This is a genomic window from Streptomyces sp. NPDC104831 (assembly GCF_055583025.1).
On the sequence record NZ_JBVJOT010000010.1, the window covers coordinates 1 to 22,611 of the forward strand.

The 22,611-nt window shown below is 73.2% G+C and carries 23 protein-coding genes and 1 tRNA gene; 10 read left to right on the plus strand and 14 right to left on the minus strand.

Annotated features, from left to right (window positions below):
* The 4 genes from ACZ63H_RS09545 to ACZ63H_RS09560 form a co-directional block, all read right to left on the minus strand.
* A partial coding sequence (locus tag ACZ63H_RS09545) for a PTS sugar transporter subunit IIA (protein WP_469863243.1) occupies window positions 1–985 on the minus strand: 985 nt, incomplete at its 3' end.
* Between the two features lie 192 nt (window positions 986–1,177).
* Window positions 1,178–2,125, minus strand: a complete 948-nt coding sequence (gene pfkB, locus ACZ63H_RS09550; protein WP_469863244.1) for a 1-phosphofructokinase — start codon at window positions 2,123–2,125, stop codon at window positions 1,178–1,180.
* On the minus strand, window positions 2,122–2,883 hold the full coding sequence (locus tag ACZ63H_RS09555) for a DeoR/GlpR family DNA-binding transcription regulator (protein WP_469863245.1): 762 nt from the start codon (window positions 2,881–2,883) through the stop codon (window positions 2,122–2,124). The genes pfkB and ACZ63H_RS09555 overlap by 4 nt, the downstream gene beginning before the upstream one ends.
* Window positions 2,884–3,081: 198 nt before the next feature.
* Window positions 3,082–4,593 (minus strand): MFS transporter, encoded by a 1,512-nt coding sequence (locus tag ACZ63H_RS09560; protein ID WP_469863246.1) that lies wholly within the window; start codon window positions 4,591–4,593, stop codon window positions 3,082–3,084.
* 62 nt (window positions 4,594–4,655) lie between these two features.
* On the opposite strand from ACZ63H_RS09560, the gene ACZ63H_RS09565 reads away from it, so the two are divergent.
* Window positions 4,656–5,654 carry a helix-turn-helix transcriptional regulator gene (locus tag ACZ63H_RS09565; RefSeq protein ID WP_469863247.1) on the plus strand — a complete coding sequence of 333 codons (999 nt, stop codon included), beginning with the start codon at window positions 4,656–4,658 and terminating at the stop codon, window positions 5,652–5,654.
* 222 nt (window positions 5,655–5,876) lie between these two features.
* On the opposite strand, the gene ACZ63H_RS09570 is transcribed toward ACZ63H_RS09565, so the two are convergent.
* Together ACZ63H_RS09570 and ACZ63H_RS09575 are read right to left on the minus strand one after the other, a co-directional pair.
* Entirely contained in the window at window positions 5,877–6,587 is a 711-nt protein-coding gene (locus ACZ63H_RS09570; RefSeq protein ID WP_469863248.1) for a TetR/AcrR family transcriptional regulator, read from the minus strand.
* A gap of 431 nt (window positions 6,588–7,018) precedes the next feature.
* Entirely contained in the window at window positions 7,019–8,017 is a 999-nt protein-coding gene (locus tag ACZ63H_RS09575; RefSeq protein ID WP_469863249.1) for a sigma-70 family RNA polymerase sigma factor, read from the minus strand.
* 194 nt (window positions 8,018–8,211) lie between these two features.
* Between ACZ63H_RS09575 and ACZ63H_RS09580 the strand changes: the two genes are divergently transcribed.
* Window positions 8,212–8,730, plus strand: coding sequence for a GNAT family N-acetyltransferase (locus ACZ63H_RS09580; protein WP_469863250.1), 519 nt, complete (start codon window positions 8,212–8,214; stop codon window positions 8,728–8,730).
* A 9-nt stretch (window positions 8,731–8,739) separates the two neighbouring features.
* On the opposite strand, the gene ACZ63H_RS09585 is transcribed toward ACZ63H_RS09580, so the two are convergent.
* Window positions 8,740–9,531: a dioxygenase family protein gene (locus ACZ63H_RS09585; RefSeq protein WP_469863251.1), complete on the minus strand. Its 792-nt coding sequence runs from the start codon at window positions 9,529–9,531 to the stop codon at window positions 8,740–8,742.
* 106 nt (window positions 9,532–9,637) lie between these two features.
* On the opposite strand from ACZ63H_RS09585, the gene ACZ63H_RS09590 reads away from it, so the two are divergent.
* Window positions 9,638–10,147: a MarR family winged helix-turn-helix transcriptional regulator gene (locus tag ACZ63H_RS09590; protein ID WP_469863252.1), complete on the plus strand. Its 510-nt coding sequence runs from the start codon at window positions 9,638–9,640 to the stop codon at window positions 10,145–10,147.
* A 37-nt stretch (window positions 10,148–10,184) separates the two neighbouring features.
* Here the strand turns inward: ACZ63H_RS09590 and ACZ63H_RS09595 are convergent, their stop codons facing one another.
* Together ACZ63H_RS09595 and ACZ63H_RS09600 are read right to left on the minus strand one after the other, a co-directional pair.
* Window positions 10,185–11,723, minus strand: a complete 1,539-nt coding sequence (locus ACZ63H_RS09595; protein ID WP_469863253.1) for an MFS transporter — start codon at window positions 11,721–11,723, stop codon at window positions 10,185–10,187.
* 170 nt (window positions 11,724–11,893) lie between these two features.
* Window positions 11,894–12,541, minus strand: a complete 648-nt coding sequence (locus ACZ63H_RS09600; protein ID WP_469863254.1) for a TetR/AcrR family transcriptional regulator — start codon at window positions 12,539–12,541, stop codon at window positions 11,894–11,896.
* A 276-nt stretch (window positions 12,542–12,817) separates the two neighbouring features.
* Here ACZ63H_RS09600 and ACZ63H_RS09605 point away from each other — a divergent pair, with 276 nt between their 5' ends.
* Together ACZ63H_RS09605 and ACZ63H_RS09610 are read left to right on the plus strand one after the other, a co-directional pair.
* On the plus strand, window positions 12,818–14,122 hold the full coding sequence (locus ACZ63H_RS09605) for a M6 family metalloprotease domain-containing protein (RefSeq protein ID WP_469863255.1): 1,305 nt from the start codon (window positions 12,818–12,820) through the stop codon (window positions 14,120–14,122).
* Window positions 14,123–14,337: 215 nt separating this feature from the next.
* Complete coding sequence (locus tag ACZ63H_RS09610; protein WP_469863256.1) at window positions 14,338–16,083, plus strand: IclR family transcriptional regulator domain-containing protein; 1,746 nt, start codon at window positions 14,338–14,340, stop codon at window positions 16,081–16,083.
* Window positions 16,084–16,190: 107 nt separating this feature from the next.
* Here ACZ63H_RS09610 and ACZ63H_RS09615 read toward each other — a convergent pair whose 3' ends face one another.
* On the minus strand, window positions 16,191–16,664 hold the full coding sequence (locus ACZ63H_RS09615) for a MarR family winged helix-turn-helix transcriptional regulator (protein ID WP_469863257.1): 474 nt from the start codon (window positions 16,662–16,664) through the stop codon (window positions 16,191–16,193).
* Window positions 16,665–16,796: 132 nt separating this feature from the next.
* Between ACZ63H_RS09615 and ACZ63H_RS09620 the strand changes: the two genes are divergently transcribed.
* From ACZ63H_RS09620 to ACZ63H_RS09630, 3 genes are all read left to right on the plus strand, one after another.
* The gene (locus ACZ63H_RS09620) at window positions 16,797–17,864 is read left to right on the plus strand and encodes an alkene reductase (RefSeq protein WP_469863258.1); all 1,068 of its coding nucleotides are present in this window, start codon (window positions 16,797–16,799) and stop codon (window positions 17,862–17,864) included.
* A 117-nt stretch (window positions 17,865–17,981) separates the two neighbouring features.
* A tRNA-Arg gene (locus ACZ63H_RS09625) sits at window positions 17,982–18,054 on the plus strand.
* Between the two features lie 291 nt (window positions 18,055–18,345).
* Window positions 18,346–18,567, plus strand: coding sequence for a hypothetical protein (locus ACZ63H_RS09630; RefSeq protein WP_030615846.1), 222 nt, complete (start codon window positions 18,346–18,348; stop codon window positions 18,565–18,567).
* A gap of 219 nt (window positions 18,568–18,786) precedes the next feature.
* On the opposite strand, the gene ACZ63H_RS09635 is transcribed toward ACZ63H_RS09630, so the two are convergent.
* From ACZ63H_RS09635 to ACZ63H_RS09650, 4 genes are read right to left on the minus strand one after another with little or no spacing between them, the layout of a single operon-like run.
* Window positions 18,787–19,302 (minus strand): hypothetical protein, encoded by a 516-nt coding sequence (locus ACZ63H_RS09635; RefSeq protein WP_469863259.1) that lies wholly within the window; start codon window positions 19,300–19,302, stop codon window positions 18,787–18,789.
* Window positions 19,299–19,640, minus strand: a complete 342-nt coding sequence (locus tag ACZ63H_RS09640; RefSeq protein ID WP_469863260.1) for a hypothetical protein — start codon at window positions 19,638–19,640, stop codon at window positions 19,299–19,301. Before ACZ63H_RS09640 ends, ACZ63H_RS09635 begins: the two co-directional genes overlap by 4 nt.
* The gene (locus ACZ63H_RS09645) at window positions 19,637–20,044 is read right to left on the minus strand and encodes an ATP-binding protein (protein WP_469863261.1); all 408 of its coding nucleotides are present in this window, start codon (window positions 20,042–20,044) and stop codon (window positions 19,637–19,639) included. Before ACZ63H_RS09645 ends, ACZ63H_RS09640 begins: the two co-directional genes overlap by 4 nt.
* 5 nt (window positions 20,045–20,049) lie before the next feature.
* Window positions 20,050–20,313: a hypothetical protein gene (locus ACZ63H_RS09650; protein WP_469863262.1), complete on the minus strand. Its 264-nt coding sequence runs from the start codon at window positions 20,311–20,313 to the stop codon at window positions 20,050–20,052.
* An 80-nt stretch (window positions 20,314–20,393) separates the two neighbouring features.
* Here ACZ63H_RS09650 and ACZ63H_RS09655 point away from each other — a divergent pair, with 80 nt between their 5' ends.
* Together ACZ63H_RS09655 and ACZ63H_RS09660 are read left to right on the plus strand one after the other, a co-directional pair.
* Window positions 20,394–20,837 (plus strand): hypothetical protein, encoded by a 444-nt coding sequence (locus ACZ63H_RS09655; RefSeq protein WP_469863263.1) that lies wholly within the window; start codon window positions 20,394–20,396, stop codon window positions 20,835–20,837.
* A 25-nt stretch (window positions 20,838–20,862) separates the two neighbouring features.
* The gene (locus ACZ63H_RS09660) at window positions 20,863–22,206 is read left to right on the plus strand and encodes a hypothetical protein (RefSeq protein WP_469863264.1); all 1,344 of its coding nucleotides are present in this window, start codon (window positions 20,863–20,865) and stop codon (window positions 22,204–22,206) included.
* Window positions 22,207–22,611 lie beyond the last annotated feature (405 nt).

Below are 22,611 nucleotides of genomic sequence, written 5' to 3' on the forward strand. Positions count from 1 at the left end.
TGGTCGGGGGGGGGAGGGAGTGGACGGCGACGACGAGGGGGTTCGGTTGGGGGGGGGGGGGGGGGGGAGAGGGGGCCCCCCCCCCTCCCCCCCCCCCCTCCCCCCCCCCCCCCCCCCCCCCCGCTGCGGCTCCGGCGGAGGCCGCCGCCGGAACCGCAGCGGTGTCTTCAGGGGCGCCCGGGGGGCTTCCGAGGGGACTCGTGGGGCCGTCGGGGCGGCTCCGGCCGCCTCCGGCGATGGCCGGGGCTTCCTCGGGGGCGCCCGCAGGGCCTTCGGGGGCGCGCGCGGCGCCCTCGGGGCCGTGCGAGGCGGCTCCGGGCAGCCTCCGGCCGCCCTCGGGACCGCCCGGGGCCGCTTCCGGGGCGCTCGGGCTCTCTTCGGGCGCGCTCGGGGCGTCTCCGGAGCGCCCCCGGGTTCCTTCGGGGGCGCCCGCGGTGGCCACGGGGGCGCCAGCGGTGACCCCAGGGGCGCCGGTGACGGCGTTCCGCTCCCCCGCCCACGTCTCCGTCCCCGCCCCCGCCCCCGTCTCCGTCTCTGTCGGCGTCGCGTCGCCGCGGATCAGGGCCGCCGCCGTCTCCGCGTCGCCCAGGGCCCGCAGCGCGGCCGTGAAGCCGGGGTCCATCAGGCGGCGGGCGAGGGAGGAGAGGATCGTGAGGTGGGCGTCGTCGGCGCCGGCCGGTGCGGCGATCAGGAAGATCAGGTCGGCCGGGCCGTCCGGGGCGCCGAAGTCGATGCCGGCGGCGCTGCGGCCGAACGCGAGGGTCGGCTCGGTGACATGGGCGCTGCGGCAGTGCGGGATGCCGATGCCGCCGTCGAGCCCGGTCGGCATCTGGGCCTCGCGCGCGGCCACGTCGGCGAGGAAGCCCTCCAGGTCGGTCACCCGGCCCCGGGCCGCCATGCGCTCGGCGAGGGCGCGGGCCGCCGCCTCCTTGGTGTCGGCGGACAGGTCGAGGTCGACCAGGTCCGCGCTGATCATGTCGCTCATCGCGGGCTCCTTCGCGCGCGGGCCGCCCGGGGGCTGGGGTGGGCGGGAGGGGGGACGGGGGTGCGGTGAGGGGGCGGGGCGGTACGGGGGCCGGGGCCGGCCTGGCCGCCCGGCCGGCGAAAGTCCGGGCGGATGCCGTGCCGGGCGAGCGGGGTCATGCGCCGGGCTCCGCCGGTGCGCGGTCGTGCGGGGTCACGAGACCGGCTCCGTCAGTGCGCGGTCGTGCGGGACGTCCGCCGTGACGGTCACCGCGGCCGGATCCAGGTCGGCGGGCGTCGGCATCACGCTGCCGGGGAGCCGGACGGCGGCGGCGCCATGGGCGACGGCGGAAGCGAGCGCCTCGGGGCCGGTGCCGCCGGCGATGAGGAAGCCGGCCAGGGAGGCGTCCCCGGCACCGACGTTGCTGCGGACGGCGGGCACCCGCGCGCCGCCGAACCAGGCACCGCCGTCCGCCACCAGGAGCTGTCCGTCGGCGCCCAGGCTCGCCAGGACGGCGCGCGCGCCCATCGCGCGCACCTCCTCGGCCGCCTTGAACGCGTCGCCCACGGTCGCCAGGGGCCGGCCGACGGCCTCCGCCAGCTCCTCGGCGTTGGGCTTCACCACGTCGGGCCGCGCGCGCAGCGCCTCCAGCAGGGCGCGCCCGGAGGCGTCCAGCGCGATCCGGGCGCCGGCGGCGTGCGCCCGCGTGACGAGGTCGGCGTACCAGGAGGGCGCGAGCCCCCGGGGCAGGCTGCCGCAGCACGCGATCCAGTCGGCGGCGCGGGAGTGCGACCGCACGGTGTCCAGGAGGAGTTCCTGTTCGGCCGCCGACAGTTCCGGGCCCGGGGCGTTGATCTTCGTGAGCACGCCGTCGGCTTCGGCGAGCGCGATGTTGGAGCGGGTGGCGCCGGCGACCGGGACCGGCGCGACCTCGATGCCCTGCGCGTCCAGCAGCTCGGCGACGAGCGCGCCCGGCGCGCCGCCCAGGGGCAGGACGGCGACCGTGCGCCGGCCGGCGGCGGCGACCGCCCGGGAGACGTTCACGCCCTTGCCGCCGGGGTCCACGCGCTCGCCGTCGGCGCGGATGACCTCGCCGCGCTCCAGGGCGGGGACCTCGTAGGTGCGGTCCAGGGACGGGTTGGGGGTGACGGTGAGGATCATGCGCGCACCACTTCCGTGCCGCCGCGCTCGAAGCCGGCGGCGTCGTCCGGGCTCAGCCCGCTGTCGGTGATCAGCAGGTCCACATCGCCCAGGCCGCCGAAGCGGGCGAAGTGCTCCTTGCCGTGCTTGCCGGAGTCGGCCAGCAGCACCACCCGCCGGGCGGCGCCGACCGCGGCCCGCTTGACCGCGGCCTCGGCGAGGTCCGGGGTGGTCAGGCCGTGCTCGGCGGAGAAGCCGTTGGCGGCGACGAACGCCACGTCGGCGCGGATCTCGCCGTACGCGCGCAGCGCCCAGGCGTCCACGGCGGCGCGCGTACGGTGCCGTACCCGGCCCCCGACCAGGTGGAGCTGGATGCCCGGGTGGTCGGCCAGCCGGGCGGCGATGGGCAGGCTGTGCGTGACGACGGTGAGGGACGCCTCCAGCGGGATCGCCGCGGCGAGGCGGGCCACCGTCGTGCCGGCGTCGAGGATCACCGTGCCCTCGGCCGGGAGTTCGGCGAGGGCCGCCTTGGCGATGCGGTCCTTCTGGCCGGCGGCGGTGGACTCGCGCTCGGCGAGGTCCGGCTCGAAGTCGAGGCGGCCGACCGGGATGGCACCGCCGTGCACCCGGCGGACGAGTCCGGCGCGGTCGAGGGCCTTCAGGTCGCGGCGGATCGTCTCCGCGGTGACCTGGAACTCCTCGGCCAGCGACAGCACGTCGACCCGGCCGCCGTCCCGGGCGAGCCGGAGGATCTCCTGCTGCCGCTCCGGTGCGTACATGTCCGTTCGCCTCCAACCTCGTGCCCGAACGTGTGGTTTCACGGGGAGGCTACGTCCGGATTCCCGGAAAGTAAACAGATCCAGACCTCACCCGGGCATGAACGGACTTCCGGCCGGGTTCCCCGGCCCGGTCCGGAGGGCCACACGACGCGGGGCCCGGCACCTGGACGGTGCCGGGCCCCGCGTCGTCGTACCGGGTCAGTGCACGAGCTGCGGCTCGGGCTCCGGTTCACCCGCCGGCGTCTCCTGCGCCGCGCCCTCCACGTGCTGGGCCGGGCGCTTCGGCAGGGCGGACATCAGCAGGAAGATCGCGCCCATGATCCCGGCGACGTACCACAGCGCGTGCTGGAAGGCGTCCACGAAGGCCGGCCCGATCCGGTCCGCGGCCAGCCGGTCGCCGATCCGCCCGAAGAAGACGACCGACACCAGCCCGAGCCCCAGCGCGTTGCCCATCTGCTGCACGGTGTTGATCAGCCCGGACGCGGAACCGGCGTGCTCGCGCGGCACCTCGGAGAGCACCGCGTCGGTCAGCGGGGCCACGATCAGCCCCATGCCGAGACCCATCACGACCAGCGGCAGGGCCATCTGCCAGGAGGCGATGGCGAGGCCGTAGTGGCCGGCCTCCCACAGGTAGAGCAGGACACCCGCGCCCATCACCAGCGCGCCGGCCTGGAGCACCTTGCGGCCGAACCGCGGGACCAGCTGCTGCACCGACAGCCCGGCCGCCGTGGACACCGCGAGCGAGAACGGCACCCCGGTCAGTCCGGCCCGAAGCGGGCTCCAGCCCAGGCCCAGCTGCATGTACAGCGTCCAGACCAGGAAGAAGATGCCGAGCGCGATCCCGAACACGGTCTGCACGGCGATACCGGCGGCGAAGCTCTTCACCCGGAACAGCGACAGCTCGACCAGCGGGGACCCGTCCCGCGCCGCCTTGCGCCGCTCGTACGCCACCAGCCCCGCGAAGACGACGAGGGCGCCGGCCATCGAGCCGTACCCCCACAGCGGCCAGCCCAGCTCGCGCCCGCGGATCAGCGGGTACAGCAGCATCAGCAGGCCCAGCGTGACCAGGGCGACCCCGACGAGGTCCAGCTTCAGCGCCTTGGGGGCGCGGGACTCGGTGATGAACCGGCGGCCCAGCAGCCAGGCGAGGACGCCGACGGGCAGGTTGATGAGGAAGATGGGCCGCCATTCGAGGCCGAACAGGTTTCCTTCCGTCAGCAGCGCGCCGAGCAGCGGGCCGGAGACCGCTCCGAGGCCGACGATCGCGCCGAACAGGCCGAAGACCTTGCCGCGTTCGTGGGCGGGGAAGGTGGCGTGCACGATCGACAGCACCTGCGGCACCATCAGCGCGGCCATGCCGCCCTGGAGGAAGCGGGAGGCGACGAGCATCTCCGGGTTGACCGCGAAGCCGCACAGGGCGGAGGCGACGGTGAAGCCGCCGATGCCGAGGAGGAACAGCCGCTTGCGGCCGTGGATGTCGCCGAGCCGGCCGCCGGTGATCAGGCCGGCGGCGAAGGCGAGGGCGTAGCCGGCGGTTATCCACTGGATCTGGCCGACCGAGGCGTGTTCGCTGCGCTGGATGGACGGGATGGCGATGTTGACGATCGTCACGTCCACGAGGTCCATGAAGGCCGCGGTCATGACGATGGCCAGGGCCAGCCAGCGGGATCGGTCGGGAGGAGCGGGAAGCGCCGTCGGAGTCGAGGTCATGAGGAGAACGTAGGTCGGCGATAGGTCAGGTCGTGGCCTATATCCACGGCATCCTCGTTTCCATGACGACCGACACGCCGGCCCGGCTGCTTCAGTTGCTGTCCTTGCTCCAGACGCCTCGCGAGTGGCCCGGGGGCGAGCTGGCCGACCGGCTGCGGGTGTCCCGGCGGACCGTGCGGCGGGACGTCGACCGGCTGCGCGAGCTGGGGTATCCGGTGCAGGCCACGCGGGGCGCGGACGGCGGGTACCGGCTGGTCGCGGGCAAGGCGATGCCGCCGCTGGTGCTGGACGACGAGGAGGCCGTGGCCATCGCGGTGGGGCTGCGGGCCGGTGCCGGGCACGCCGTCGAGGGGGTGGACGAGGCGTCCGTGCGGGCCCTGGCCAAGCTGGAGCAGGTGCTGCCGTCCCGGTTGCGGCACCGGGTCTCCACCCTCCAGGCCGCGACGACCCCGCTGACCCACGGCGACGGGCCGAGCATCGCGCCGGAGACGCTGACCGTGATGGCGTCGACGGTGGCGGGGCACGAACGGCTGCGGTTCGCCTACCGCGACAAGGACGGCAGCGCTTCGCGCCGGCTGACCGAGCCGCACCGGCTGGTGTCGACGGGACGGCGCTGGTACCTCGTCGCCTACGACGTCGACCGGGCGGACTGGCGGACGTTCCGGGTCGACCGGGTCAGCGAGCCGTTCGCGACCGGCGTCCGGTTCGCGCCGCGCGAGCTGCCGACGGGCAGCGCCGCCGAGTACCTGCGGCAGTCCATCCACCGGCGGCAGGAGACGTACGCCTTCGAGGTCCGCTTCGCCGCGCCGGCGGACCGTCTCGCCACGCGGATCCCGGCCTGGCTCGGCGAACCCGAGGACGACGGCGCGGGCGGCTGCGTCCTGCGGGGCACCACGGGCGACCCCGTGGAGTGGCTGGCGGTACGGCTGGCGATGGCGGGCACGGATTTCACGGTTCGCGGACCCGCGGAACTGGTGGAGTGCGCACGGCGCCTGGGAGACCGCCTGAGCCGAGCCGCGGGCCCCGGCACGGAGGAGGGGGCGGGCACCTCGGGCCCGTAGGGGACCTCGGGCCCGTAGGGGACCTCAGGCCCGTAAGGGACCTCAACCTCTAAGGGGCCTCGGACCCGTAAGGGGGCCTCGGACCCGTAAGGGGGCCTCGGGCTCGTAGGTGACCTCAAGCCCGTAAGGGACCTCGGACCCGCAGAAGACCTCCGACCCGCAGAAGACCTCCGACCCGCAGGTGACCTCCGACCCGCAGGCGCGGCGGACCCGTCGGGGGCCTCAGGCTCCTGCGGCGTCGCCCCATGCGAAGTCCCGTAGGGCGCGCAGGTTGCGCACGGCCAGGGACGCGGGGCCCTCGGGGCCGGTGGAGCGGGCGGTCGTGGCGGCCCAGGACTCCACGGCGACCCGTACGGCGGCCCCCGCCACGGCCGCCGCGAACCGCAGGTGCGGGCCGGGACGCGCCGGACCCGGGGTCTCGCGGGGCTCCGGTGCCGGCCGGCCGCCGCCCGCCCGGGCCGCGAGGATCTCCGCCAGCGCGCCCTCCGACGCCTGGCACACCTCCGCCCAGACCTTGCGCAGGGCGGGGCTGGTGTCGGCCAAGCGGACCAGGGTGCGCAGCCACTCCCAGGACGCGGCCGACACGCCGAGGCCGGGGGTGAGGGTGTGGCGGACGGCGTGTTCCAGTGCCTGCGGGACGGGCAGGTCGGCCGGGGCCGTGCGGACCGCCTCGATCCAGCGCTGGGCGCCGGCGGCGTAAAGCGGGGCGACCGCCTCTTCCTTGGTGGCGAAGTAGCGGTAGAACGTGCGCGGGGCGATGCCCGCGGCCTGGGCGATGTCCTCGGCGCGGGTCGCCCGCAGGCCCTGCCGGACGAAGAGGGCCGCCGCCGCCCGGGCGATCTCCATCCGTGTCTCGGCCTTTCGGCGTTCGGTGAGGGACACCGGCGCGGAGGCGGAAAACGGCTGGTGGGCGGCGCTGGGGGTGGTGCTCATGCCCGGCAGGCTATGCCCGTGTGGCAGAATCTGCCATCCGGCGGTCCACCCCGGGGTTCAGGTACGGGGTGGGCCGCCGTTCCAGCTTTCGCGCGCGTCCGCGCCTCCTCCCGCCCCTTCGAAGCTCCCCCGCGCACGACGAGGCCGGGCTCCGGCGCCTGGGGGGGTAGGCGCCGGAGCCCGGCTGGGAAGGTCCCGGCGCCGGGGGGGGATCGCGTCGGGACGTGGTTCGCGCGGGCCGGCCGGCTGGGTGGCCTGCCGGGTGGTGCGGTGTGGGGGTGGTGGGGAGTGCCGGCCCCGGGCCCTTTCGGGCCCGGAAGGGTTGTTCCCTGGGGCGCGGCGGTTGAAGCGATGGGACCGCGCCATGTTTGCGCCGTCTTTCGCCACCCGCGCCCCCGGCGTGCGCACCGCGCCGCGCGGTGCGCCGTACGTCACGCCGCCGCGTCGAAGCCGGTGTCGCGGGCCAGCTTCTTCAGCTCCAGCAGGGCGTGCTTCTCGATCTGCCGGATCCGCTCCCGGGTGAGGCCGTGCTCCTTGCCGACCTCGGTCAGGGTGCGCTCGCGGCCGTCCTCGATGCCGTAGCGCATCTTGATGATGGAGGCCGTGCGCTGGTCCAGGCGGCCGATCAGGTCGTCCAGCTCCTCGCTGCGCAGCAGGGTGAGGACCGACTGCTCCGGGGAGACCGCCGAGGTGTCCTCCAGCAGGTCGCCGAACTGGGTCTCGCCCTGGTCGTCCACCGACATGTTCAGCGAGACCGGGTCGCGGGCCCAGTCCAGGACGTCGGTGACGCGCTCCGGCGTCGAGCCCAGCTCCGCGGCGACCTCCGCGGGCTCCGGGTCGCGGCCGTGCTCGCGGTTGAACTCGCGCTGGACGCGGCGGATGCGGCCCAGCTCCTCCACCAGGTGGACGGGGAGCCGGATCGTGCGGGACTGGTCGGCGATGGAGCGGGTGATGGCCTGCCGGATCCACCAGGTGGCGTACGTCGAGAACTTGAAGCCCTTGCGGTAGTCGAACTTCTCCACGGCGCGCACCAGGCCGGCGTTGCCCTCCTGGATCAGGTCCAGCAGGGGCAGGCCGCTGCGCGGGTAGCGCCGGGCCACCGCGACGACCAGGCGGAGGTTGGAGCGGATGAAGACGTCCTTGGCGCGCTCACCGGCCTCGACCAGCGCCTGGAGCTCCTCGCGGCTGGCGTCCGACCGGGTCTCCTCCTCGCCGTCGAGTACCTGCTGCGCGAACACACCCGCCTCGATGGTCTGGGACAGCTCGACTTCCTTTGCGGCGTCCAGAAGCGGTGTGCGCGCTATCTCGTCGAGGTACATGCCGACCAGGTCGCGGTCTGCGATCTCGCCGCCATGAGCGCGAACACTGCTTGCCGAGTCGGCCGTCTCGCCGGTGGCGGACTGACGACGGGCGACGGCACGGGTTGCCATGCGTGCTCCCTTGCGATGGTGGGCTGGCGGGTGGTCCTGGTGAACGCGCGGGCACCGAAGGGGACTGTCTCCGGCACTCTCTCCGAGTGCCCTGCATCCGAGGGAAACAACGACTGGAATCCGGACAGAATTCCCAACCCGCCCCGCGAATTTTCTGATCATGCAGTACCCTGTCCGCCACACGGGGAGGCGAGATGCCGTCGGAGCGGGCCGAGGTGCAGGTCAGACCGGGGATCGAGGCAGACCTCGGCGCCCTCACGGCGATCTACAACCACTACGTCCGTGAGACGGCCATCACCTTCGACACCGCCGTCTTCACTCCCGAGGAGCGCCGTCCGTGGCTGCTCTCCCACCCGGAAGACGGCCCGCACCGGCTGATGGTTGCCACCGGGGCGGACACGCGGCGCGTCCTGGGATACGCCACCTCCGGCCCGCACCGGCCGAAGCCCGCGTACGGGACGTCCGTGGAGACCTCGGTGTACGTGGCCCCGGACGCCGGCCGGCGCGGCATCGGCACGCTGCTCTACGACGCCCTGTTCACGGCCCTGGCCGAGGAGGACGTCCACCGCGCCTACGCCGGGATCGCCCGCCCGAACGAGGCGTCCGAGCGGCTGCACGCCCGCTTCGGCTTCCGGCACGTCGGCACGTTCCACGAGGTCGGCCGCAAGTTCGACCGCTACTGGGACGTGGCGTGGTACGAGAAGGCGCTCTGACGGCGCCTCCTATCCGAACTGCACGGACCGCTTCGCCATTCCCATCCAGAACCCGTCGATCACGGACTTCTGCGCGTCCGTCCCGCCGCCGGCCTCCGCCGCACCCAGGGTGACGAAGAGCGGGGCGAAGTGCTCGGTGCGCGGGTGGGCGTAGCGGCCGGCCGGGGCCTTGTCGGCGAAGTCGAGCAGGGCGTCCCAGTCGCGGGCCTCCAGGGCGCGCCGCCCCCAGTCGTCGAACTCGGCCGACCAGCTCGGCACGCCCGGCCCGGTGTGCCGCAGGGCGGCCAGGTTGTGGGTGAAGAAGCCGGAGCCGACGATCAGCACGCCCTCGTCGCGCAGCGGGGCGAGCCTGCGGCCGAGGTCCATCAGACGGACCGGGTCGAGGGTGGGCAGGGAGATCTGCAGGACGGGGATGTCGGCGTCCGGGTACATCTCGACGAGCGGGACGTAGGCGCCGTGGTCGAGACCCCGGTCGGGGAAGTCCTGTACGGGGAGCCCGGGGGCGCGCAGCAGCTTGCGGACGGAGTCGGCGAGCGCGGGGGCGCCGGGAGCGGCGTAGCGGACCCGGTAGTAGTGCTCGGGGAAGCCCCAGAAGTCGTAGACGAGCGGGACGGTGTCGACGGCGCCGAGGGCGAGCGGGGCCTCCTCCCAGTGGGCGGAGACCATGAGGATCGCCCGGGGGCGGGGCAGGGCGGCGGACCAGGCGGCCAGCTGGCCGGGCCAGACCGGGTCGTCGGCGAGCGGCGGGGCGCCGTGGCTGAGGTACAGGGCGGGCATGCGCTCCTGGGTGGTGGCGGACATCGCGGCGGCTCCCGGTGCTCTGACAGGCGCTTTAATTCTCAACTTTCTAGTGGAACTCTACCAAGAGTGATTCAAGTTTCAAGAAGTCGCCTCGTAGACTGGACATATGAACAAGGCACCGGACCCCGCCGTACGGCCCCGCTGGCTGACCGACGAGGAACAGCACGTCTGGCGCGCCTATCTGCACGCCACCACCCTGCTGGAGGACCACCTCGACCGGCAGCTCCAGCGCGACGCGGGTATGCCTCACGTCTACTACGGCCTGCTCGTGGGCCTCGCCGAGGCCCCGCGCCGCCGGCTGCGGATGACCCAGCTGGCGATGCAGGCGAAGATCACCCGGTCCCGGCTCTCGCACGCCGTCGCCCGGCTGGAGAAGAACGGCTGGGTCCGCCGGGAGGACTGCCCCGCCGACAAGCGCGGCCAGTTCGCCGTGCTCACCGACGCGGGCTTCGAGGTGCTGCGGCGCACCGCGCCCGGCCATGTGGACGCCGTACGGCAGGCCCTCTTCGACCGGCTGAACCCGGAACAGCAGAAGGCCCTCGGCGAGATCATGGAGATCGTCGCCGAGGGCCTCCAGCCCAAGGAAGCGGGTGCGGACCTGCCCTGGCTCCGCTAGTCCGCCACGCCCACGCGGTGGCTCACCGTCCGGCCCGTCAGTGGGCCACCACCGGCACCGGCACCTCGTCCTCGACGCCGTCACCGGTCGTCACGGTGGCGGTGTCCGGACGGCCGGCGTTGACGAAGGTGAAGGCGATCAGCGAGGCGAGCGCCAGGATGCCGACGGCGACCCAGATCGCGGCGCTGTAGCCGTGCACCATGCCCTGGAGGCCGACCAGCTGCTGCTGCGGCTTGCCGGTGGCACCGGCGATGTGGTCCTTGACGTACGAGGTGGTCGCCGAGGAGGCGATGGTGTTCAGCAGGGCGGTGCCGATCGCGCCGCCCACCTGCTGCGAGGTGTTGACCATCGCGGAGGCGACACCGGCGTCCCGGGGCTCGACACCCTGGGTGGCCAGCGACATCGCCGGCATGAACGCCGTACCCATGCCGAGGCCGAGCAGCAGCATGGCGGGCAGCAGCAGCGCCGGGTACGAGGAGTCGATCTCCAGCTGGGTCAGCAGCAGCATGCCGACGCCCGCGACCAGGAAGCCGGGACCCATCAGCAGCCGGGCCGGCAGCCGGGTCATCAGCCGGGTGCCGATCTGGGTGGAGCCGGTGATCATGCCGACCACCATCGGCAGGAAGGCGAAACCGGTCTTGACCGGCGAGTAGCCCTTCACGATCTGCAGGTAGTAGGTCAGGAAGAGGAACAGGCCGAACATGCCGATGATCGCGAGGCCCAGCGAGAGGTAGATGCCGCCGCGGTTGCGGTCGGTCACCACACGCAGCGGCAGCAGCGGGGCCTTGACCTTGGCCTCGACCACCACGAACGCGAGCAGCAGCACGACGGACGCGACGAACATCGACACGGTCACCGTGTCGCCCCAGCCGTCGGACTCGGCGCGCGTGAAGCCGTAGACCAGCGCGACCAGGCCGAGGGTGGAGAGCAGGACGCCCGGGATGTCGAGCGGGTTGCGGTTGCGGCCGCCCTCCGGCTCGCGGATGACGAAGTAGGCGCCGGCCGCGGCGACCACGGCGAACGGGACGTTCACGAAGAAGGTCCAGCGCCAGTTCAGGTACTCGGTGAGGAAGCCGCCGAGGATCAGGCCGACGGCACCGCCGCCGCCCGCGATGGCGCCGTAGATGCCGAACGCCTTGGCGCGCTCCCTGGCGTCCGTGAACATGACGGCGAGCAGGGACAGCGCGGCCGGCGCGAGCAGCGCGCCGAAGACACCCTGGAGGGCGCGGGCGCCGAACATCAGGGTGCCGGTGGTGGCGGCACCGCCGAGCGCGGACGCGGCGGCGAAGCCGGCGAGGCCGAGCACGAAGGTGCGCTTGCGGCCCCACAGGTCGGCGACCCGGCCGCCGAACAGCAGCAGACCGCCGAAGGCGAGCGCGTAGGCCGTGATCACCCACTGCTTGTTGCCGTCGGATATGCCCAGGTCCTCCTGGGCGGCGGGCAGGGCGATGTTCACGATGGTGGCGTCGAGGACGACCATCAGCTGGGCGAGCGCGATGAAGACGAGCGCCTTCCAGCGGTTCTCGTCACCGTGCGGGACGGCGACGCCGGCAGCCTTGCGGGCTGTTTCGGACATGGGGATACCCACTTCGGGACTTCGGAGCTTGGGAACTCAGGGCTCGGTGACGGACTGCGTGGTGAAAAATGACGAGAAAACGGAGTAAGGCGGAACGGTGAACAGGAAGGGATCGGCCGTACGAACCGCCGTACTGTCGGTGGACTGGGCGCGGGAGCTGAACTGATCGGTCAGGAGGCGCGCAGCTCCCTGATGCTGATGGCCTCACCCGGCAGGGCGGAGCGGGCGGGCGCCCGCAGGCCGTCGAGGAACAACTGCAGCAGGCGGTGGACGAAGCGGTCGCCGCTCGGGCAGTCCGTACCGGCCGGGGGCCGGCTCAACTGGCCCATGGCTACGGTCAGATCACCCACGCCGACGTCCGGCCGGAGCTGCCCGGCCGCCTTGGCCCGGCCCATGACCTCCTCGATGAGCCGCTCGACGCGCTCACGGGAGGCCTCCAGGTCGGGGTGGTGCCGGTCGAACGTGCTGGACACCATGGGGCACAGCGCACCGATCCGCTCGTCGGCGGCGGCGTGCACGAAGTGCTCCAGGGCGGTGAAGGCGTCCCCGGTCTCCGCGAGGGCCAGCTCGGCCGCGCGGGCCGTGCGGTCCATGACGGAGCAGACGACCTCGCGGACGAGGGCGTCCCGGTCGGGGAAGTTGCGGTACACCGTGGCGTTGCCGACGCCGGCCCGGCGGGCGATCTCGTCGATCGGCACCTCGGGGCCGTGCTCGACGATCATCTCCCGGGCGGCGGCGACGATCCGCTCCCGGTTGCGCAGGGCGTCGGCGCGCGGCCGGGTCACCTTGCGCTCGGCGGGGGCGGTGGCGGCGGGCACGGCGTACTCCTCGGGTCGAGGGGGCGATCCGGGGACTGGCTCCCCGTTTCGCTCGGACACAGGGCTAAACGGGGAGAGCGTCCCCGGTTATTTCCGGCTTCCCGAAGAAACGCTGTGACCTGAGACACAATCGCCGTCCGTCGGGTTTCACCCGTCCGCCGACTCCGTTTCCCACCATCGGTCTCCTCCAGCGCGCGCCCACCGCACCGCCGCCCCAGGGTGAGCGCAAGGGTGCAGCCGGTGACCAGCGGCTGCCGTGGCGCGAAAGGTCCCTGCATGCAGCCGCAGCCCCGCCACCGCATACGCCCGCGCCGGGTGGCCGCCCTGACCGTGGTGACCGCGCTGACCCTCGCGGTCGGCACCTCGGCCGGGACCGGACACCTGACGGCGCCCACCACCGGCGGGCCCACGGGCCTGGCCCGCTCCTCCGCACTGCTCCCCTGCATGATCCGCAGCGGTCTGGACGTGCAGATGACCGAGGGTCTGCCCACCCCGGCCGGCTACTCCCGCTCCACGGGCACGGTCCACGCCCTGACCCTGATGGTCGACTTCCCCGACGCGCCCGGCGAGGGCGCCGCGATGGACCGCTTCCACGAGTTCTTCCCGCGCACCCAGGACTGGTTCCACACCTCCTCGTACGGCCGTCTCGACTACCGCCCCGAGACCCCCGTCACCGGCTGGCTGCGCATGCCGAAGCCGTTCCGGGAGTACGGCATAGAGCGCGGCGCTCCCTTCGACCCCGGCTACCGCAGCCTGGTGCAGGACCTCGTGGCCGCCGCCGACCCGACGGTGGACTTCCGCGCGTACGACCTGCTGAACGTGCTCGTCACCCCGAACGCCGGGCCGTCCGCGCTGGACACCGTGCTGTCCGTGACCTTCGCCGGCAACGACGACGCCCCGGTCGCCGACGGCGTGCGCGTCTCCAACGCCTCCTTCGTCTACTCCCGCCAGGACGACGGTTCGGGCACCTACGACCGCACCGGCTACCGGGTGCTGCCGCACGAGAACGGCCACACCTTCGGCCTGCCCGACCTGTACACGCAGGACGGCGGGGGCGCGGTCGGGCACTGGGACATCATGAGCGAGGACTGGGGGGCCAACAACGACCTGCTCGGCTGGCACAAGTGGAAGCTGGGCTGGCTGGACGGCGGCCAGGTCGGCTGCGCGGCGGGCCCCGGCAGCGTCGAGTTCACCCTCTCCCCGCTGTACCAGCAGGGCGGCGGCAAGCTGGTCCTCATACCGGTCACCGCACGCACCGCCTACGCGCTGGAGGTGCGCGCGCAGGGCGGCAACGACGAGGCGGTGTGCCGTCCCGGCGTCCTCGTCTACAAGATCGACGCGGCGGTCGACACCGGGCGCGGCCCGGTCACCGTCTTCGACAGCCACCGGGGCAGCGGCGGCTGCACCCGCAGCCCCAACGTCCACGCGGAACTCTCCGACGCCCCGTTCGCCGCCGGCGAGACCTTCAAGGACCCACGGCACGGGATCGACGTGCGGGTGCTGTCGACGGACGCGGACGGCAACTACCGGATCCGGGTGAGCCGGGGCGGAGGGGTGGTGCGGGTGGCGGACGAGTCCTGAGGGGGAGGGCACGAGGGCGGGGATGGCGGGGGTGACGGGGATGGCGGGGTTGCAGGATGACGGGATGGCGGGGATGCCCGCGGGACCGCTGGTCGCCGCGCGGCCCCGGGTCCGTAGGTCCGTAGGTCCGTAGGTCCGTAGGTCCGTAGGGGAAGGGTGGCCCGTCCCCTACAGGGTTACCGTAGGCGTGCCCCGATGCCGTACCGAAAGAGACGATGCCCGCGATGACCGCAGTGGATGCCGACACCCGCGCCGGGGACGGGGCCGGAGTGCCGGCGGAGGCGGTCGGGCCGTTGGTGCGCGGCGTCGCGGTGCTGCGCCGGCTGGCCGAGGCGGGCGGCACGCTGAGCCCGAGCGCGCTGGAACGGGCCACCGGTCTCGCCCGCTCCACGGTGGACCGGATCACCGCGACCCTGGCCCGCATGGGCTACGTACGCCTCGACGGCCGGGACGTCGTCCTCACCCCGGGCGTGATGGAGCTGGGCAACGCCTACCTCGCCGCCCTGCGCCTGCCCGCGCTGCTCGGTGAGCGCGCCGACGCCCTCGCCGACGCACTGGACGAGTCGGTGTCGCTGGCGGTCCCCGACCGCGACGGCATCCGCTTCATCCACCAGGCCACCCGCCGCCGCGCGCTGTCCGTCAGCTTCCGCATCGGCGACCTGCTGCCGGCCGAACGCACCGCTCCGGGCGCGCTGTTCGCCACGGAGTGGACGGAGCGGGACTGGAGCCGGTGGCGGGCGCGCCGCGCCGGGGATCCGCAGGACACCACGTTCCCGGCCGTGCCCCCGCGCCCGGAACGCTCCCTCGCCCCGGCCCGTGCCGAGACCGCTGCCGTCGCGGCGGACACCGCCGATGCCGCCGGCGCGTACACCGCCGATGCCGCCGGTGCCGTCGATGCCGTCGATGCCGTCGATGCCGTCGAGGCGGCCTTCGCGGACCGGGTGCGGGCGGCCCGCCGGGACGGCTGGGCGCTGGACGACCAGCTGATCGAGCCGGGCCTGGTCGCGGTGTCCGCCCCGGTGCACGACCCCCGCACCGGCCGCCTGGCCTGCGTGGCGAGCGTGGTCAGCCACACCAGCCGGCACCCGGCTCGCGAGCTGCCCGCCACCCTGCTGCCCCGGCTGCGTAGGGCGGTGGAGGCGATGGAGGCCGACCTGCGGACCGCGCCCCCGCCCGCGCCGGGACCCGCGCCCGCCGGCCTCGCGACCTGGACGACGGCGTCCAAGCAGGAACTGGGCCGGGACTTCGTGGAGTCGCTGGCCCGGGGGCTGACGGTGCTGACGGCCTTCGGCGAGGGCCGCCCGGCGCTGTCCCTGGCGGACGTGGCCCGGGCTACCGGCCTGTCCCGGGCGACCGCCCGCCGGGCGCTGCTCACCCACGAGCACCTGGGCCTGGTGGCCGCCGCCGCGCACGACGAACGCGCCTTCACGCTCACCCCGCGCGTCCTGGACCTCGGCTTCCCGCCGCTGTCCCGCACCTCGCTCCCCCGCCTGGCGCAACCGCTGCTGCGGGCGCTGGCGGACCGGGTGGGCGAGGCGGCGGCACTGGCGGTGCTGACGCCCGACGGCACGGAGGTCCAGTACACGGCGGGCGCGGGCACGGGCCGGGTCCTGACCGTGCGCATACCGGTGGGCGCGCGGCTGCCCGCCGCCGCGACCTCGCTGGGCCGGGTCCTCCTGGCGGACGCCGACGGCCCCCTGTCCCCGGAACTGGCCGGGATCAGGGCCCAGGGGTACGCCCTGGCCGACGAGGAACTGGAGTCCGGCCTGCGGTCGGTCGCCGTACCGGTACGGGACCGGTCGGGCCGCGCGGTCGCCGCCGTGAACGTGGCCACGCACACGGCCCGCCGCACCCTGGAGGACTGCGTCCGACACCTCCTCCCGGCACTCCGCGCGACGGCCGACGCCATCCAACGGGACCTCCACACGGCGTCCCGCTTCACCCACGTGCCCCTGTCCTGAGCCGGGGCGGCCACCGACGGCGGACCCGGGGGCGGTGACGGGGCGGCCCTGCCTCGCCGGGCGACAGGGCGGTCCTGCCGTCAGCCGGCGACAGGGCGGCCCCGCCGTCAGCCGGTGGCGAGGTTGCGCTCCAGGGCGGCGAGGAGCCGCGCCAGGTCCTCCCGCTCGCCTTCGCCGAGCCCCGCCAGCGTGCGTTCCTCCAACTCCTGCCACACCCGCCCGACACCCTGACGCAGCGCCTCGCCGGCCTCCGTGGTCGCGACGAGGACGGCCCGGCGGTCGTCGGGGTCGGTGCCGCGGCTGACGAACCCGGCCTGCTCCAGGCGCTGCACCATGCGGGTGACCGTGGACGGGTCGAGGTCCAGCTCCTTGATGAGGACCGACTGGCGCTGCGGTCCGGACTCCCACAGCCGCATCAACAGCAGCTCCTGCCCCGGGTACAGGCCCAGCCGGCGCAGCAGTTGACCGGCGGTGGCCCGGTGGGCGCGGGCGACGCGGGAGATCGTGTGGCTGATCTCGCCGCCCGCGTCGACGGGGCGGGGGGTGGTGTCGTCGGGGCTGCTCGACGGGGTGCGCGGCATGGGCGGAGACCTCCTGGGGGAATACGTACACCTCATTATGTTGGCCAACCAAACACATGCGCTACAGTGACTCACGGCAAAACAATTGGCCAGCCAAGTAATTAATCCGAGCAATCGCTTGAGGAGTTACCCGTGCCCACCGCGTTCGAGCCCGTCGTCATCGGCGGAACCCACCAGCTCGCCAACCGCATCGTGATGGCCCCCATGACCCGCAGCCGCGCCTACGGCGGCCTGGTCTCGGAACTGACCGCGGAGTACTACGCCCAGCGCGCCTCCGCGGGCCTGATCATCACCGAGGGCACGCAGCCCTCCGTCGTCGGCCAGGGCTACCCCTTCACCCCGGGCCTGCACAGCGCCGAGCAGGTGGCGGCCTGGCGCAAGGTCACCGACGCCGTGCACGCCAAGGGCGGGAAGATCTTCGCGCAGCTGATGCACACGGGCCGGATCGGCCACCCGGTACTGCTTCCGGACGGCCTGGTGCCGGTCGGCCCCTCGCCCGTCGCGGCGCAGGGCCAGTGCTTCACCCCGGACGGACCGAAGGACTTCGTCACGCCGCGGGAACTGACCGGGGACGAGATCGCGCAGACCATCGCCGACCATGTGGCGGCGGCCCGCAACGCGGTCGACGCCGGCTTCGACGGCGTGGAGCTGCACGGCGCCAACGGCTACCTGATCCAGCAGTTCCTGGCCCCCAACAGCAACCGGCGCACCGACGAGTGGGGCGGCTCCACCGAGGGCCGCGTCCGCTTCGCCGTCGAGGTGGTCTCCGCGGTGGCCACCGCGATCGGCGCGCACCGCACCGGCCTGCGCGTGTCCCCCGGCTCGTCGCTCAACGACATAGCCGAACCGGACCCGCGCCCCACCTACGAGGCACTCGTGCGGCACATCGCCCCGCTCGGCCTGGCCTACCTCCACGTCATGGAGGCCGGGGACCGCGAACTGACGCTCGCGCTGCGCCGCCTCTTCCCGGGCGCCCTCATCCTCAACCCGCAGACCGGAACGCGCCCCACCGGCCCCGGGGAACTGCCCCTGATCGAGGACGGCACCGCCGACCTGATCTCCTTCGGCCGGCTCTTCGTCGCCAACCCCGACCTCCCCCAGCGCCTCGCGACGGGCGGCCCCTTCACCCCCGCCGACCCGTCCACCTTCTACGGCGGCGACGCCACCGGCTACACGGACTACCCGCCCCTGCCGGCCTGACGCCCACCGGCACCACCCGGGCACCCCCACCCGCTACACTGTCGGCGGCGGCCCGCACCCACCAGTAGGCCACCACCCTTGTCGGCGACACACCGCACCACGTCCCGACAGATCCCGGCCTTCGTAGCTCAGGGGATAGAGCACCGCTCTCCTAAAGCGGGTGTCGCAGGTTCGAATCCTGCCGGGGGCACAACGCGTCACCACTCTGACCTGGGGCTTTCCTCCCAGGTCAGGGAGGCTCCCACTCGGCCTCGGACTCCTCGTCCGGGGCCGTTCGCGTGAGCTGACGGGAAGTCGATCTCCCGTATACCGCGCCCTGCGGATCAGCATCGGTCGCTGGTCAGTGATTGGGGGCCTACGGTGAAGTTTCGACCTCGCCAGATCTCGAAATCACAGGTCAGTGGCATGCAGCGGTCGTTCCCGTCCCGATCTGTGCCGATGGCCACAGCGAACCGGGACACACGTAGGCTCATACTGAGTCATGACAAAGCCTGCCGCGCCGAAGCGCCATCTGCCTACCAGTCCCTTCAAGGCTCCGGTCACACCGGCTCCCAAGCACTTCGCCGTGGGCGACCAGGTCACACACGACATGTACGGCCTCGGTCGAGTCATCGGCATCGAGGACGGAATCGCGGCGCTCGTGGATTTCGGCTCGGCGCAAATGCGGATCTTGAGCCCGTACGGCAAGATGACCAGACTGTAGGACCGCTGTGCCCGGTCACGGCACACCAGGCCCTTTCGGGGGCCTGTCACGAAAGAGAGTCCTCTCATCGATCTGACGTCGCTGTTCTCCGCCCTGGAAGGGCAACCCCGTCGCTCCGCTGCGGCATCGCCGCCTCCGGCGACGACCAACCTCTTCCAGGCCCCCGACTTCGGGGAAGACGAGACCTTTCCACTCGACGCACAGGAGCCCGCCCCGGGCCTACGCGCGGCGCGGCCCGAGGCAGCCTAGGTCCACGAACGACGGCGGCTCCGGCGCCTTTGCGGTCAGGCACCGGAGGTGCGCGTACCCGGCGTTGAAGCGGGTGGTGCCCTCCCAGCGCAGGGGTGCGACCGGTTGTGTCGGCAGCAGCGGGGCGGGGCAGGCGAGGCACTCGGGTGTCTTGCCGATGGCCTGTGCGGTCCGCTCGTGCAGGAGGCGGTGTCCGTGGCCGGCGTAGCAGGTCCGGGACTGTTGGCAGGCGGTGCAGGCCGTGAAGTGTGTGTGCCAGTCCGCCCAGGTGAGGTACCAGGCGAGCCGGGCCGTGTAGCAGCGCGGGCAGGCCAGGCGGGGACGGGTCGCTGAGGGGGCCAGTTCCACGGTGGTGGCGTCCCGAGGGCTGGTGCACCAGACGCATGCCTCGCCGGCCACGGCCGGCGCGGGCAATCGCCGGGGGACCTCGTACCAGGAGACGCACTCGTGCACGTCGTAGAGCACCTCTGGAATCTGCACGGTCATCGGGGCAGCTCCAGGACCAGGGTCCGCAGCGCCTGCATGACCGGGCAGGGCTTCAGGTCGTAGACGCACTGCCGGCAGGGGCCGGGGTGGGTGAGGTAGGCCCGGACCGCTGCCCGCAGGGTGCACGGGTGACAGCCCCGAGGGAACAGGGTGATGCCGCCCGGACCCGGGCGCTCACCGAGGTCCACGGCGGTCGCGACCGACAGCCGCTTCCCACACCAGGCGCACTCGGCCCCGCGCGCCTTGGCATCGGGCAGGCCGTCCAGGGATGGCAGGGAGAGCAGCGGGCGAAGGTCGGCGGGGATGCGGGACAGTGTCCTGGTCGAAGTGGCGGTCATACCCGGTCCTCCGTGGGAGCTTCCAGGTCGGCCCACACGCGCTTCTCCCAGGGCCAGCGGGTGCAGCCCCATCCCTTGGTGACGGCATCCACCAGCGCCAGGCCGCGCCCGCCGCTGTCGAGAGGGCTCGCGGACTGGAGAACGGCCCAGAGTTCAGGGCTCTTGTCGATGACGATGAGCCGTACGGCGTCCGGCGGCATCCGGCGCACGACGATCCGGACGGTCGGCGTCCGGGTGTGCCGGACCGCGTTGGTCACCAGCTCGGTCACGACCAGCGCGGCATCGTCCAGAACGCTGGTCAGGCCCCAGTCCGTGAGGACGCCGACCACGAAATGCCGCGCGGCGGGCGAGGAGCACAACTGCCGGGGCAGTACGCGGACCTGCGGCAGATGCCTGCCTTCCATCGCCATCACCACGATTGCTCGGGGATGCTCACGCAGGGCAGCCCAAGCGGATAAGCGACCCGGACGACGGTGGCCGGTTCGTCTCCGTGATCGCCGATCTTGTAGCCGCAATCAGCGAGGTATCGGCCACCGGGCGCCTTGAGTGCCGCACTGGCGCGGGGTTGCAGCGGGCCCGTCACGCTTACGGTGCCGTCGTCCCGGTTCGGCACGGCCGGCCCGCGCGCGGTGGGCTGGTCGACCAAAATGGCCGAGGAGGTCATCACATCCATGGCCCCGATCTCATCGCAGGGCGCGCGGCCAGGGGAGCTGACACCTTATGACACGGAGTTGATCAATGCCTCTAGCTGCGGTGATCACCGGCACGCGGGAAACCGGGCACCGGGAACTCACCTGGTTCAGCGACCTGTTTCTGACCTACCTCGCGCCATGGGCGGCCGACGGCGCGCACTTCTACATCGGTGGCGCGAAGGGGATCGACAGCCTCACCCTGCTGTGGCTTGCCGCGCATTCGCGGAGCCGGATCACGATCGTCGTGCCCGGCACGGTCGGACAGCAGCCGGCCGAGGCGCGGCAGGCGGTCGACCGGTGCCGCGACCGAGTCGCCGAGGTTGTCGAACTCGGCGCCGCCGAACTGCGCACCCCCGCGTATCACGCTCGGAACAGGTACATGGTCGACCGGGCGCAGATGGTGCTCGGGTTCCCGCTCGAAGGGCCCGCGGGCGCCTCGGGTACGTGGCAGACGATCGACTACGCGGCCTCACAGGGGAAACCACGACTGATCGTGCCCGTATGAGCGGCACAGCGTGCATCATGAGGGCATGAGCGCGCACGACAGCCTCGTCGGCGCCGCCGCACTCAAGCGGTTACGGCTCGCCCGCGGCTGGTCCCTCTCTGGCCTCGCCCGAGCACTTGTCGCCAAGGCTTCCGAGCTGGGGCAGCCACTGGACGCCGGCGTCGCGAGTGTGCAGCGGTCAGTCGCACGGTGGGAATCCAACAAGGCGCCCGTCCTGCCCGGGGAGCGGTATCAACTGCTGCTCGCGCACCTGTACGCCCACGGCGCCGACGGGCAGACCTCGCTCGGCGCCGGATCCGACTTCGGGGAGCTGCTGGACGCCCTCGCGCACCTCGGCGAGAGCGAGCGCCGCCTCGGCGAGCTGCGCGCGCTGCTCGTGCGCATCGCGACCGATGACGGCGGCGGGCTGCTCGCTCTGCTCGGCCCGTCGACGCGACTCGCACTGTCGTCGGCCCTCACCGACCCGTCGCGGTTCGACGCGGGGCTGCTCGCCGGTTTGCGCACGGCCGTCGGCAACGTGAACGGGCAAGTCGGCAGTGTGCCGTTCGTGCGGGTGCAGCTCTTGCTCGCGCCGGTCGTCGAGGCGTGCCGTCGGCTGCTCGACGCGGGGGTGCCCGAGCCACTGCTGCCGGGGTTGCGGGCGATCGCCGCGCAGGCTCTCACGCTCGCTGGCCGGGTGGCCTTCGAGACGCGCGACGACGCCTCGGCGCGGGCACTGTACGCCGAGGCGACCGCCGCGGCCGGCGGCACCGGCTCATCGTGGCGGCGTGCCGTCGTCCACATGAGTCACGCCCTGGTCACCTTGTACTCAACGCCGGGTATCGAGGCGGCGCGGCGGCTCGTCGACGCCGCAGTGCGCGACGCCCGCGCGGGTGAGAGCGTGACGGTCCGAGCGCGAGCACACGCCCTGCAGGCGGAGATCGCGGCGCGCGCGGGTGCCGAGCGACACGCGCGGGCGGCGCTCGCACTCGCCTGGTACGACATGGACAGTGACCGCGACGGCGACCCGGCGACGGCGTTGTTCTCGGCCGGACACCTGCGCGGGTTCGAGGGCGTCACCTCGCTGTACGTCGGCGACCCCGCCGAGGCGCACGACTACTTCGCGCGGTCCGTCGAGGCATTGCAGGCACCACGCGAGCAGGTGCAGCGGGCGATCGTCGCGACAGATCAGGCCCTCGCCCGTATTCGCCTGGACGAGCCCGCGTCGGCGGCCGAGTTGCTGCACGGCTGTATTGAGGCCGCTTCGTCAACCGGCGGTCGTGTCGCCTCCATCCGGCTGCGCCGCGCCCGAAGCCACCTGCGCCCGTGGCGGCGTGAGGACTGGTTCGCCGACCTCGACGATCACTTGATCGACTCACTCGGCGCGTAGCACCAGGACGCGCGAAAGCACCGCTGCCTGGCCGTGAGACCAGATCCTCCCCTCAGCTCCCCAAGCTGATGCCGGCCATGTGCGCCCGCGTGCACCCGGCAAATCGGCACGCGCCTTCCCTGTCCGGCGAGCGCTGAGCCACGGTTCCTGGAGCTTCACGTACCGCGTGACGAGACCGGAGGGAGAAGCACGTGGCAAAGTGTGGCGCCCCGACCAAGGCCGGGAGTCGGTGTCGGCGAGCTGTGGTGACCGGCACGTCCCGGTGCCCCGTCCATCAAGGGCCTTGGTCCGCGTACGGCGTTGCCCAGCGCAAGGAGAAGGAAGCCAAGGAGAAGAAGCGCAAGATTCGCAAGAAGCGCTAGCTCCGGCTGCCGTCCTCGGGTGACAGCAGCGAGGGACGCCGGC

Coding starts and splice junctions, on each gene's coding strand:
- ACZ63H_RS09565 (WP_469863247.1), top strand. CDS start 4,656: ATGACGACCGACACGCCGGCCCGGCTGCTTCAGTTGCTGTCCTTGCTC.
- ACZ63H_RS09555 (WP_469863245.1), bottom strand. CDS start 2,883: ATGTACGCACCGGAGCGGCAGCAGGAGATCCTCCGGCTCGCCCGGGAC.
- ACZ63H_RS09560 (WP_469863246.1), bottom strand. CDS start 4,593: ATGACCTCGACTCCGACGGCGCTTCCCGCTCCTCCCGACCGATCCCGC.
- pfkB (WP_469863244.1), bottom strand. CDS start 2,125: ATGATCCTCACCGTCACCCCCAACCCGTCCCTGGACCGCACCTACGAG.
- ACZ63H_RS09575 (WP_469863249.1), bottom strand. CDS start 8,017: ATGGCAACCCGTGCCGTCGCCCGTCGTCAGTCCGCCACCGGCGAGACG.
- ACZ63H_RS09645 (WP_469863261.1), bottom strand. CDS start 20,044: ATGGAAGGCAGGCATCTGCCGCAGGTCCGCGTACTGCCCCGGCAGTTG.
- ACZ63H_RS09570 (WP_469863248.1), bottom strand. CDS start 6,587: ATGAGCACCACCCCCAGCGCCGCCCACCAGCCGTTTTCCGCCTCCGCG.
- ACZ63H_RS09585 (WP_469863251.1), bottom strand. CDS start 9,531: ATGTCCGCCACCACCCAGGAGCGCATGCCCGCCCTGTACCTCAGCCAC.
- ACZ63H_RS09590 (WP_469863252.1), top strand. CDS start 9,638: ATGAACAAGGCACCGGACCCCGCCGTACGGCCCCGCTGGCTGACCGAC.
- ACZ63H_RS09660 (WP_469863264.1), top strand. CDS start 20,863: ATGAGCGCGCACGACAGCCTCGTCGGCGCCGCCGCACTCAAGCGGTTA.
- ACZ63H_RS09580 (WP_469863250.1), top strand. CDS start 8,212: ATGCCGTCGGAGCGGGCCGAGGTGCAGGTCAGACCGGGGATCGAGGCA.
- ACZ63H_RS09650 (WP_469863262.1), bottom strand. CDS start 20,313: ATGGATGTGATGACCTCCTCGGCCATTTTGGTCGACCAGCCCACCGCG.
- ACZ63H_RS09610 (WP_469863256.1), top strand. CDS start 14,338: ATGCCCGCGATGACCGCAGTGGATGCCGACACCCGCGCCGGGGACGGG.
- ACZ63H_RS09615 (WP_469863257.1), bottom strand. CDS start 16,664: ATGCCGCGCACCCCGTCGAGCAGCCCCGACGACACCACCCCCCGCCCC.
- ACZ63H_RS09630 (WP_030615846.1), top strand. CDS start 18,346: ATGACAAAGCCTGCCGCGCCGAAGCGCCATCTGCCTACCAGTCCCTTC.
- ACZ63H_RS09635 (WP_469863259.1), bottom strand. CDS start 19,302: ATGACCGTGCAGATTCCAGAGGTGCTCTACGACGTGCACGAGTGCGTC.
- ACZ63H_RS09605 (WP_469863255.1), top strand. CDS start 12,818: ATGCAGCCGCAGCCCCGCCACCGCATACGCCCGCGCCGGGTGGCCGCC.
- ACZ63H_RS09595 (WP_469863253.1), bottom strand. CDS start 11,723: ATGTCCGAAACAGCCCGCAAGGCTGCCGGCGTCGCCGTCCCGCACGGT.
- ACZ63H_RS09640 (WP_469863260.1), bottom strand. CDS start 19,640: ATGACCGCCACTTCGACCAGGACACTGTCCCGCATCCCCGCCGACCTT.